At 71.1% G+C, this 11,239-nt stretch carries 9 protein-coding genes; 4 read left to right on the plus strand and 5 right to left on the minus strand.

The features are described 5' to 3' along the window. Nucleotides 1–46: 46 nt before the first annotated feature. Genes VG899_16450 through VG899_16460 form a run of 3 tightly spaced genes read right to left on the minus strand, consistent with a single transcriptional unit; the run spans nucleotide 47 to nucleotide 3,055 of the window. Entirely contained in the window at nucleotides 47–931 is an 885-nt protein-coding gene (locus VG899_16450) for an ABC transporter permease subunit (protein HWA67956.1), read from the minus strand. Next, entirely contained in the window at nucleotides 918–1,901 is a 984-nt protein-coding gene (locus VG899_16455; GenBank protein HWA67957.1) for an ABC transporter ATP-binding protein, read from the minus strand. The genes VG899_16450 and VG899_16455 overlap by 14 nt, the downstream gene beginning before the upstream one ends. Beyond that, nucleotides 1,898–3,055, minus strand: a complete 1,158-nt coding sequence (locus VG899_16460) for a sigma-E factor regulatory protein RseB domain-containing protein (GenBank protein HWA67958.1) — start codon at nucleotides 3,053–3,055, stop codon at nucleotides 1,898–1,900. The genes VG899_16455 and VG899_16460 overlap by 4 nt, the downstream gene beginning before the upstream one ends. 95 nt (nucleotides 3,056–3,150) lie before the next feature. Here VG899_16460 and VG899_16465 point away from each other — a divergent pair, with 95 nt between their 5' ends. From VG899_16465 to VG899_16475, 3 genes are read left to right on the plus strand one after another with little or no spacing between them, the layout of a single operon-like run. Then, on the plus strand, nucleotides 3,151–3,822 hold the full coding sequence (locus VG899_16465) for a response regulator transcription factor (protein ID HWA67959.1): 672 nt from the start codon (nucleotides 3,151–3,153) through the stop codon (nucleotides 3,820–3,822). Nucleotides 3,823–3,845: 23 nt separating this feature from the next. After that, complete coding sequence (locus tag VG899_16470; protein HWA67960.1) at nucleotides 3,846–5,165, plus strand: HAMP domain-containing sensor histidine kinase; 1,320 nt, start codon at nucleotides 3,846–3,848, stop codon at nucleotides 5,163–5,165. A gap of 39 nt (nucleotides 5,166–5,204) precedes the next feature. Beyond that, complete coding sequence (locus VG899_16475) at nucleotides 5,205–7,490, plus strand: DEAD/DEAH box helicase (GenBank protein ID HWA67961.1); 2,286 nt, start codon at nucleotides 5,205–5,207, stop codon at nucleotides 7,488–7,490. A gap of 11 nt (nucleotides 7,491–7,501) precedes the next feature. On the opposite strand, the gene VG899_16480 is transcribed toward VG899_16475, so the two are convergent. Continuing rightward, on the minus strand, nucleotides 7,502–9,505 hold the full coding sequence (locus tag VG899_16480; GenBank protein HWA67962.1) for an acyltransferase: 2,004 nt from the start codon (nucleotides 9,503–9,505) through the stop codon (nucleotides 7,502–7,504). A 156-nt stretch (nucleotides 9,506–9,661) separates the two neighbouring features. Between VG899_16480 and VG899_16485 the strand changes: the two genes are divergently transcribed. Further along, entirely contained in the window at nucleotides 9,662–9,958 is a 297-nt protein-coding gene (locus VG899_16485) for a hypothetical protein (protein HWA67963.1), read from the plus strand. 30 nt (nucleotides 9,959–9,988) lie between these two features. Here the strand turns inward: VG899_16485 and VG899_16490 are convergent. Next, a partial coding sequence (locus tag VG899_16490; protein ID HWA67964.1) for an aldehyde dehydrogenase family protein occupies nucleotides 9,989–11,239 on the minus strand: 1,251 nt, incomplete at its 5' end.

Raw genomic sequence — 11,239 nt, forward strand, 5'->3', positions numbered from 1 at the left:
CACCTGCTACGAGCGTACGACTCAGGAGCCGAACCGGCGCCGAAGTTCAGGAGGTGACGTCGGCGTCGCTGAACCTCGCCCACGCCAGGCCGCCGGCGATCGCGACGTAGACCAGCTGGAGCAGCAGGTAGCGGGCGAGCTGGCCGAAGTCCGGCCCGACCCTGATCAGCGTCCCGAACGACTGCCAGTAGTTGCTGATCAGTCCCGGGTGGATCGCGTGCAGCTCGGGGATCTGGTCGAGCACGATCGAGAGCACCGCAAACCCGAGCGTCGCCGCCATCGCCGCGATCGGCACTTCCGTCAGCACCGAGATCAGCAGTCCGACCGCGATCAGCCCGAACAGCGACAGCCACACGTAGATCGCGACGGCCAGGATGCGCAGCAGGCCTTCGCCCACCGACACCGTCTGTCCGCCGAGCAGCGTGAACGAGCCGGTCCCGAACAACGCGATGCCGGTGACGGCCGCGACTCCGGCGATGGTGCCGACCGCGGCGAGCGCGTAGGTCACGATCCCGAACGCCTTGACGAACAGCAGCCTGCTGCGGCGTACCGGGACGAGCAGCAGGTAGCGCAGCGTGCCGGTCTGCGCCTCACCGGCCACGCCGTCTGCCGCGACGATGCCGACGACGACCGGCAGGAACAGGTTCAAGGTGATGAACAGCGCGGTCAGCACCAGGAACAGCCCGCTGTCGGTGATCCGGTTGAGGAACTGCGGCCCGCCGCCGTCGTTGCCGCCGGGTGGGGACAGCTTGACCGCGGTCCCGATGGCCAGCGGGATCAACCCGAGTGCGGCGAGCAGGATCAAGTTGCGGCGGCGACCGAACGCGAGCCGCAGCTCCGAGCGGAGCTGGCGGCCGAGTGCGCCGCGATGTGGTTTCGGGCCGGGGATCCGGGCGCTGCCGGTGGCGATAGTGGCCTCAGCGGACGACATCGAATCCCTCTCCGGTGAGCTGGACGAACAGATCCTCGAGGGCGGGTTTGGTGACGACGAGGCCGCGGACCGGTACGCCGGCCCGCACCAGCGCCGCGGTGACGTCCTCGGGTGCGACGTCGCCGAGCGGCGCACGGACCTCGTCGGATCCGGCGACCACGCCGTCGCGAAGCCCGACGTCGCGCAGGGCAGCGAGGGCGGCCGCGGTGGCCGGTGTCGTGACGGTGACCAGCGTGCTGTCCGCACCGCGGAAGTCCTCGAGGGTGCCCTGGCAGACCAGCTTGCCGGCGCTCATGATCCCGACGTGGCTGCAGACCTGCTCGACCTCGGCAAGCAGATGACTCGAGATCAGCACGGTCATGCCGTCGGCGGACAGCTCGCGAACCAGATGGCGTACCTCGCGCGTGCCCTGCGGGTCCAAACCGTTGGTGGGCTCGTCCAGCACGAGCAGGTCGCGCGGCTGGAGCAGCGCGGCGGCGATCCCGAGACGCTGCTTCATGCCGAGGGAGTACTGCCGGAACCGCTTCCCGGCCGCGGCGGTCAGGCCGACGCGGGCGAGCGCGGCCGCGATGCGGTCGCCGTGAGTGCTCGGGTCAGCGGTGACATCCATCCGGTCGAGCCGGGCGAGGTTCGCCTGCCCGCTCAGATACGGATGGAACGCCGGGCCCTCCACGAGCGCGCCGACCCGCGCCATCGTGACCGGAAGCTGCTCGGGCATCGGCCGGCCGAGCAGGGTGACGCTGCCCTCGGTGGGCCGGATCAGACCGAGCAGCATACGGATCGTCGTGGTCTTCCCCGAGCCGTTCGGGCCGAGGAACCCGAAGACCGCGCCCTGCGGCACCGCGAGGTCGATGTGGTCGACGGCGACCTGTCCGCTTCGAAACCGCTTGGTCAGGCCGCCCGTCGAGATGACCAGCGGTGCGCTCTCGGCGGCTGCTGCCGGCGTCTGCTCCTCGGCGATCGCCGTCACTGCGCTGCCTTGCTTGCGGCGAGCTGCTCGAGATAGCGCGGTGTCACCGCGCCGAGCAGGATCCGGTTGTCGTCGGTCACCAGGATCGTGACCAACGAGGTCGAGATCACATGGCCGCCGGCGACGCGGTCGCCGAGCTGGTCGAGGGACTGCGCGAGTCCCGGTTCCTGCGGCGGCGCGCCAGGGGCAGCGGCAGACGGTGGTGCGACGTGCTCGACGAGGACCGAGGTCCAGTTGTGCCCGACGACGGAGGCGCCGCCGGCTTCGGTACCTGAGTCGCCGCCTTCAGCCGAGCCTGCGAAGGAGTGGCTGAACGGCAGCGGCTCGGTTGTCGCGGTCGGCGGTGTCGTGAAGTCGAAGGTCGAGGCGCTCGGCGCCGACATCGAGATGCTCGTGAACCCGACTTCGAACGCCGGGTCGGACGCGTCGTCGCGCGACCAGATCTGCACCCGCAGCGGCAGCGAGGTGGCCGAGTCGAGCGCGATCCGCACCGAGCCGACCAGGGTGTTGGCGTCGCGCGGCGTGAGGTCGACCTGGTAGGCCGGGCGGCCTGCGACCTCCGCCGTACGGTCCACCGTCACCGCGGTGGACGGGTCGATCTCCGCGAGTGCGCGCTCGGCGGCCTTGGCCGGGTCCATCGCCGTCGTCACGTCTGGCTCGGGTGCCTTGGCCGCGGAGTGGTCCGCCGCCCGGCCCTCGAGGGTGTTGTGGGTCACGGAGTTGCTGTCGCTGGAGTAGGTCCAGATGTCGTCGCCGTTGTGGACGACATCCATCTCGGACAGGTCGGACAGGAAGATCGCGAGTCGCTGCTTGTCCGGACCGCCGTAGGCGACCTGGGCGGTGTGCGAGCCGCTGAGCAGCGTCACGATCTCGGTCAGCCCGTCGTGCCCCGCCGGGGTCATGTCTCCGGCGAGCTGGCTGTCCCCGATGTCGGGCAACCCCAGCCGCGCGGTCTCGACCACCGTCCCGCTGAAGTGCGGCAACGGGGCCCTCTCCATGGCCGCGAGCAGCTGCGCCGCGGTGCGGGCCGGCAGGTGAGGGTGGGTGACGCCCGACGCTGCCTGCGGGACGAGGACGACACCGGCCGTGACGACGGCCGCACCGAGTGGGACGAGGTAGCGCGCCCGGTGACGCGCGGCGGGAGAAAGTGCCATGGCGAAGAGGCTGACAGGACGCAACTGAGAGGACGCTGAGAAGCCGCCGCCGCGGTGACTGGCCGGTTCCGGCGTACCGGTCGGACACTGGCTGGGTGCGCCTGCTGGTGGTCGACGACGAGCGTCGCCTCGCTCGTGCGCTCCAGACCGGGTTGGCGCGCGAGGGCTACGTCGTCGACGTCGAGTACGACGGCGCCGCGGGCCTGGCCAGCGCACTCACCGGCGACTACGACCTGATCCTGCTCGACCTGATGCTGCCGGCGCTGTCCGGTTATGAGGTGGTGCGCCGCCTGCGGGCGGCGGAGGTCTGGACTCCCGTCCTCATGCTGACCGCGAAGGACGGCGAGTACGACGAGGCGGACGCGCTCGACGAGGGCGCCGACGACTACCTGACCAAGCCGTTCTCGCTGGTGGTGCTGGTCGCCCGCATCCGCGCGTTGCTGCGTCGCGGCGCCGCCCCGCGGCCGGTGATCATGCGTTCGGGCTCCCTCGAGGTCGACCCCGGGACCCGACGCGTGCTGCGCAACGGCGACGAGGTCGAGATCACCGCGCGGGAGTTCGCGTTGCTGGCCTATCTCACCCACCACCAGGGCCGCGTCGTGTCGAAGGCCGAGATCTACGAGCACGTGTGGGAGTCGCACGACGCGAGCCGCGACCTCAACGTGGTCGAGGTCTACGTCGGGTATCTGCGCCGCAAGCTCGGCCGAGACGTGATCGAAACGGTGCGCGGCGCCGGCTACCGCGTGCCGCATGAGGGGCCGAGCTGAGCCGCGGCTGGAGCCGGCTCGGGTTGCGGGCCCGGCTCACCTTCATCGCGACCGCCGCGTTGGCCGTCTTCCTCGCGGCCGGCAGCGTGCTGTTGCTGCACGGCTTCGCCTCCAGCCGGATCCATGCCGTCGACCAGGCGAGCCGGACCTCCGCCGACAACATCACGGCGTTGGTGAGCGCGGGTGCGCTTCCCCCGACGCTTCCGGTCCAGGCCGGCCAGAGCGCCCAGGTCGTCGACGCCGCGGGTGCCGTGTTCGCGGTCTCGCCCGGCACGTCCCGCACCCTTCCGCTCGTTGCAGGCACCGAGCTGTCGAGCCTGGCAAGTGGCGGCCCTCGCAGCCAGCAGGTCGACGAGATCGCATCGGACGGCCTCAACCGGGTCCTCGTGCGCGCAGTGTCGGAGGGCGGCCGCACCGACTACGTCATCGTCGCCGAGTCGTTGCGTGACGAGCGAGCGACGCTGCACAGCCTGACGAGGTACGTCGTCATCGCCGCACCGCTGCTGTTGGTGCTGGTCGGCGCGACGCTGTGGATCCTGCTCGGCCGGGCGCTCGGCGCGGTGTCCTCCCTGCGGCGCGGCGCCGAGAGCGTCATGCATCCGATCGGCGGGGTGCGGCTCCCGCTGCCGGAGGGTCGAGACGAGATCCGGGCCCTCGCCGTCACCCTCAACGCCATGCTCGACCGGCTGGGTGCGGCGGCGGCCCGAGAGCAGCAGTTCGTCGCCGACGTGGCCCACGAGCTGCGCAGCCCGCTCGCCGCGGCGCGGACGCAGCTGGAAGTGGCATTGGCCGAGCCCGACAGCGTGACGCGCGCCGAGCTCGTGGCCGGAGCGCTCCAGGACACCGAGCGACTCGTCACTTTGGTCGACGACCTGTTGACGCTCGCCCGCGTGGAGTCCGACACACAGCTGCGCGACGAGCGGGTCGATCTCGCGGACCTCGTGCCCTCGGCCGGCAACGGGACGTATCTGGTCGTCGGCGACCGTCGCGCGCTTGCCCGCGCCATCGACAACCTGGTCGCCAACGCGCATCGTCACGCGGTGTCGAAGGTGACGGTGACGCTGGCACGACCGGCAGCCGACACGGTGGAGGTCCGGGTCGACGACGACGGCGCGGGCGTGCCAGTCGAGGACCGGCAACGCATCTTCGAACGGTTCGTCCGCCTCGACGACGCACGGGCACGAGACGACGGCGGGTCGGGGCTCGGCCTGGCGATCGCGCATGCGACGGCGCAGGCGCACGGCGGCGCGCTGCGGGTGGAGGCCTCCGATCTCGGCGGCGCGTGCTTCGTCCTCGCGTTGCCGGCCGTCGGCGCCGTCACGCTCGACACGGTTTCGCGCTGACGCCAGGGAGCGCGGCGCTCGGCGGACCTGGTTGTTAGCATGGACCTGCGCGATCAGGCCGACCGCTCGCAGTCGGATTCGGGCTCCGCGCTCATGTTCATCGATCTGACCGTCGACACCTCGTCCTCGGTTGGCCGGGGAGAGCGATTGCCGCCACGTTCCCGTCGCCGCACCCGTAGCGGCGTCGAGCAGCCCACCGACGACCGCGCCATGCCGGCGCGTGCGCCGGCCAGGCCGGTCGAGTCCCGCGGCACGCCGCAGCGGCGACAGGGTCCGTCGCTACAGGAGCAGGGCCCGTTGGCAGCGCTCGCGCTCGCTACCGCCAACCTGAGCCGCGCGCCGGTGACGTCGGCGATGCGGGCGCAGTTCCAGGCCGTGGCGCTGCTGCTGCGTGAGCAACGGGTCGAGGCGGCGACCGAGCCGATGAGCCCGTCGCAGCGTTCGGTCAAGCAGAAGCGGATCGAAGGTGTCGCGGCGAGCCTCGCCCGCGTCGCCGGTCGCGACGGGTCGCTGTTCGAGCTGTTGGCCGACGGGGCCCCGATGCTTCCCGGTACGAGCGACGCGGTTCGCGCATTGCGCACCAAGGCGGGCCTTGCGGTCGTCGACGAGCCCGAGCCGGAGGCACCGCAGACGTCGGCAGCGCCGGAGCGCGAACGGCAGGTGGTGCCTCAGTCGGCGGTCGCCCGCAGCCTCGCCAACCCGTTCCTCGCGCCGGACTTCTCGGCGGTGCCGGCTGCCCGCCCGAAGCCTCGGCTGCTCATCGACTGGGAGCTGATCAAGCCGCTGCTGCGCTCGTTCGAGCAGTCGACGGCCGACGCCCGTTCGTGCATGACGCTGCCCCCGCCCGGGCCGACGTTCCTGCCTCCCGGCCTCGAGCTGATGCGCCACCAGGCGCAGGTGGTCGCGAAGGCGAGGGAAGGTCATCGGACCTTCCTGCTGGCAGACGAGCCCGGTTTGGGCAAGACGGCGCAGGCGTTGCTGGCCGCTCAGGCCGCGGATGCCTATCCGCTGCTCGTCGTCGTACCGAACGTCGTCAAGACCAGCTGGGCACGGGAGGCGGCGACGTGGACGCCCGAGCACAGTGCGACGGTCGTCCACGGCGACGGCGAGGAGGTGGATGCGTTTCGCGACATCATCGTCGTCAACTACGACATCCTCAGCCGCCACGTCGGGTGGCTGAGCCGGTTCGGGTTCCGCGGCATGATCGTCGACGAGGCGCACTTCATCAAGAACAAGTCGTCGCAGCGATCGAAGAACGTCCTCGACCTCTCGCGCAAGATCCGGGAGCGCACCCCCCGCCCGCTGCTCATGGCGCTGACCGGGACGCCGCTGATCAACGACATCGAGGACTTCCTGGCGATCTGGGAGTTCCTCGGCTGGATCACCGACAAGGAGGTCGGCCCCGACCTGCTGCACGCGCTTGAGGCCAACGGCACGACGCCGGTCGACCCCGGCTTCTACCCGCTCGCGCGCGACACGGTGATCGAGATGGGCGTCGTCCGGCGCCGCAAGGTCGACGTCGCCAAGGACATCCCGGCGAGGCGGATCGCGGACGTCCCGGTCGAGCTCGAAGGTGCCGCCGGCACGTCGGTGCGCGCCGCCGAGAAGAAGCTCGTCGCCCGGCTGCTCAAGCGCTACGACAGCGCCATCGCGGCACGTAAGGACGACGTCGACCCGGCGGGCGTCGACGGCGCCGTCGTGCGGCAGGTGTGCGCCAGAGAGCTTCGCAACTCGGACGACGACGCCACCAGCGGCGAGAACGTGTTCGCGATGATGCGACGGATCGGGCAGGCCAAGGCCGAGCTCGCCGCCGACTACGCCGCGCAGCTGTCGCACAGCGCAGGCAAGGTCGTGTTCTTCGCCAAGCACATCGACGTGATGGACGCGGCCGAGGCGTTGTTCGAGAAGCGGGGGATCGGGTTCGCCTCGATCCGTGGCGACCAGACGACCAAGGTCCGGACCGCGAACATCGACTCCTTCGTCAACGACGACGACGTGCAGATCATCGTGTGTTCGCTGACCGCGGCCGGGGTGGGCATCAACCTGCAGGTGGCCTCCAACGTGGTGCTGGCGGAGCTGTCGTGGACGGCGGCCGAGCAGACCCAGGCGATCGACCGGGTGCACCGGATCGGCCAGGACCAGCCGGTCACCGCATGGCGGATCATCGCCGCCCAGACCGTCGACGCGCGGGTGGCCGACCTGATCGGGCTCAAGGAGGGTCTCGCCGCCCGAGCCCTCGACGGTGAGGACGTCGAGGTCAGCGACGTCGACGTTCGTCTCGAGACGCTCGTCAGCCTCTTGACCGACGCGCTCGCCGCGCGCTGACGCCAGCCGCGCTACGGCGTGCCTGGGACGAGTCCGCCGACCTTGGTCAGCAGCCCGGACGCGCCGGGGGCGGACAGGTTGACCAGGTGCCAGCTGCCCCCGAGGTCGGTGACGACTCCGACCGATACGGTCGCCTTGCCGACGGCGTGCAGGACCCATGCCGGGTCGAGCGTGCCCGCGAGCGTTGACACGCTGATCCGGTACGTCGTCTCGGGCGCCGCCGGGATCCCCGTGACCAGCCCGACTGCGGTCCAGCGCTGCTGGCGCCACTCGTAGATCGTCATCCGGCCCGCGGGTCCTGCGGACGCCGGTGAGAGGACCGCCAGCCAGCGTTGCCCGTTGCGGGCGACGACCGGGCTCGCGACCACTGCGGGCAGGTTCGCTTCCTTGGCGGTCGTGGCGACGGCGGCGATGAGCGTCGCGGCGGCGGCAGCCGGCTGCGCGACCGGACCGACGGCGGCGGCCAGGTGCTGCACGACCGTCAGCCGCGGCGCGCTCGCGGTCGGCACGTGGGCAGTGACCGCGGAGTCGAGCAGCGCGCCGTGGCGGGTGTTAAGCCGGCGCCAGCTGCCGGCCCGGTAGTGGAGCAGCTCCATGCGGCCGTGCTCACGGTTCGACGCGGCGAGCGCCCACTGCCCGTCGCAGGCCACGACGGCGCCCGGCCCGCTGATGCCGGCAGCGGCCTGCAGGTCCGTAGTCGTACACGCGGGGACCAGCCCTGACGCGGCGACCTCAGCCTTGCCCGGCGCGGGCGGCGACGGGTGGAAGGCGGGTGCGAACTGCAACACCACGACGACTGCGGCGACGCCGAGTGCGAGTTGCGGGACGAACCGGAGCCTGGCCCATGCCGGTGCGGGTGCCGGCCGGGTGGCGCGGGCGGTCGTCGCGCGCCGGCGCCTTGGCAGCCGCAGCTTCCCGAGCCGGATCGGCTCTTCGACGAAGCGGTAGCTGATCGACGCGACGACGAGGGCACTCGTCACGTCGACGACGCCGCGCACCTCGATGTTGGGGATGAGACCTGATCGGGCCCACATCTGGTAGATCGTCGCGTGGAACAGGTATGCGCCGTAGCTGATGCGTCCGAGGAACGCGAGCGGGCGGATCCCCAGGGCGCGCGACACGAGGCTGGGCCGCGTGCTGCGGATCATCAGGTGGCCGATGAACAGCGCCGTCACCACGCCGAAGAAGAGGTAGCCCCCGCGCATCGCCCGGTACTGGTGGAAGTGCAGCCACCGGGCGCTGAACCCGATGCCGAAAGCGAGCACGGCCGCTACCGGCGTCGCCCAGACGACCTTGCGCAGCGCCGACGCCCACGGGCTGTGCAACCAGATCGCGACCAGGCAGCCGCACAGCAAGCCGATCCCGGCGACCGGCGTCGAGTAGGTCGCGCTGACCCCGCGCGTGCTGGTCAGGACGGCGACGTCGAACCCGATGACGAGCAGCGCCAGCGCCGCCATGGCGCTGCCCGCGGCGCCGAGCCGGGTCCAGGTGCGACGTAGCGTGAGCGGCCAGGCCAGATAGAACTGTTCCTCGACGCTCAGGGACCAGGTCGGCGCGAGGTAGCCGAGGTTCGCGTGGTTGAACAGCAGCCAGTTCGAGCTGAGCGCGAGGACCGACAGCACGACCAGGGTGGGCCGGGTCCCGAGCGGCAGGCTGTCGTCGCGCAGACCTGCCACGCACAACGCGGTCGTGGTGAGCAAGATCATCACGGCGGCCGGGGCGAGACGGCGCACCCGACGCATCCGGAACTTGCGCATGTCGACGGTGCCGGTCTTCGCGATCTCGCACAACGCGAGATGGGTGATGAGCGCGCCGGAGAGGACGAAGAACACTTCCAGGCACAGCTCGCCACCACCGAGGAGGCTGATCATCCGCGGTTGGAAGAACAGCCCAGCGCCGCCGAAGATCGTCAGGTGGCCGATCAGCACGGCCAGCATGCAGATCCCGCGCACGCCGTCCAGCGCCGGCATGTAGCGCGCGCCGCGAGCCCGCAGCGCGGCGTCGTGATCGGTCACCCCGGCCCCGAACCCTTCAATGGGCGAAGTCCCCCCGGGCAGACACTATGCGACGACCTGTGGCGATTTCGACCGATGACGGCAACCCGCCGCCGCCGGACGGATCAGTCTCGATAGGTTGCCGAGGACGTCGAAGCCGTTCGAATCGGAGAGCTCATGACCAAGTCCATCCTCGTCGTGAAGACCGCACCCGACTCGCCCGAGGGCGCGGCGGCTTACAACGACTGGTACGACAACACTCACCTGGGCGAGCTCCTGGCGATCGAAGGCTGCACCAGTGCCCGCCGTTTCGGGCCCGACGGCGACACCTACCTCGCGCTCTACGAGTTCGACTGCGACGCCGACACCGCGAAGGCGCGCTTCGGCGCGGCGTTCGCGAACATGGCTCCGCCGGTGAACGTCCGCATGGACCCGCCGCCGTCGATGGAGTTCTACGACGTCTACGGCGGGTAGCCAGAGCCCGCGACCGGGCAGCCGGCTCCGTCAGCCGGCGTACCCGCTCGGCGTCTCGTCGAGGATGACCGTCTTGGTCTCGAGGTAGGGCAGCAAGCCCTCGGTGCCGCCCTCGCGGCCGATGCCGGACTGCTTGAAGCCGCCGAACGCGATTCCGAAGTCGGTGCGGAACCCGTTGTGACCGACCGTGCCCGACCGCAGCCGCGCGGCGACCGCGCGAGCCCGGTCCGCGTCGTTGGTGAACACGGACGCGTTGAGCCCGTAGATCGAGTCGTTGGCGATGCGGATCGCGTCGTCCTCGTCGGCGGCGGGAATCACCGAAAGGACCGGACCGAAGATCTCCTCCTGCGCGATCGTCATCGCGTTGTCGACCTCGGCGAACACCGTCGGCTCGACGTAGTACCCGCGCTCGAGGTGCGCTGGCCGGCCGCCGCCGGTCACCAGCTTCGCTTCGTTCTTGCCCTGCGCGATGAGGTCGAGCACCTTGTCGCGCTGGCGTTCCATCGCCAGCGGCCCCATCTGGGTCGCCGGGTCGAACGGGTCGCCGACGACCACCTGCGAGAACGTGCTGGCCAGCGCGTCGACGAACTCGTCGTGTCGCTTGCGGGGCACGATCAGCCGGGTCAGCGACGAGCAGACCTGTCCGGTGATCATGCACTCGGCGCCGGAGATGGTGGCCGCCGCTTGCGCCAGGTCGGCGTCGTCGAGGATCACCGCGGCGGACTTGCCGCCGAGCTCGAGCGTGTAGCGCGCGATGCGCTCGCCGCACAGCGATGCGATGCGCCGACCGGCCGCGGTCGAGCCGGTGAACGCGATCTTGTCGACGCGGGGGTCGGTGACGAGCTTCTCGCTCACCTCCCGGTCGGCGGTGAGGACGTTGAGCACGCCCGCGGGCAGGCCCGCCGCCTCCGCCGCCTCCGCGAGCAGCAGGCCTGCGCCCGGCGCCTCGGGTGACGTCTTCAGCACGACCGTGCAGCCGGCGAGGAACGCGGGCGCGATCTTGTAGACGGCGAGGGACAGCGGCGAGTTCCACGGGATGATCGCGCCGACGACGCCGACCGGCTCGCGCACGAGCAGGCCGAACGAGCCGCCGCTGGTCGGCTGCGCGCGCTCCTCGAACGGGTAGGTCGCGGCGAGGTCGGCGTAGTAGTCGAAGACCGCGCCCATCCCGGCGGCCATGCGCTTCGTGATCTTGGCGAGGATGCCGGACTCGCGGGGCCAGATGTCCGCGAGCGCTTCGCCGCGGGCGGCCAGCTCCTTGCCGAACCGGCGCATGTGCTC

The organism is Mycobacteriales bacterium, assembly GCA_035550055.1.
Taxonomy (GTDB): domain Bacteria; phylum Actinomycetota; class Actinomycetes; order JAFAQI01; family JAFAQI01; genus DASZTV01.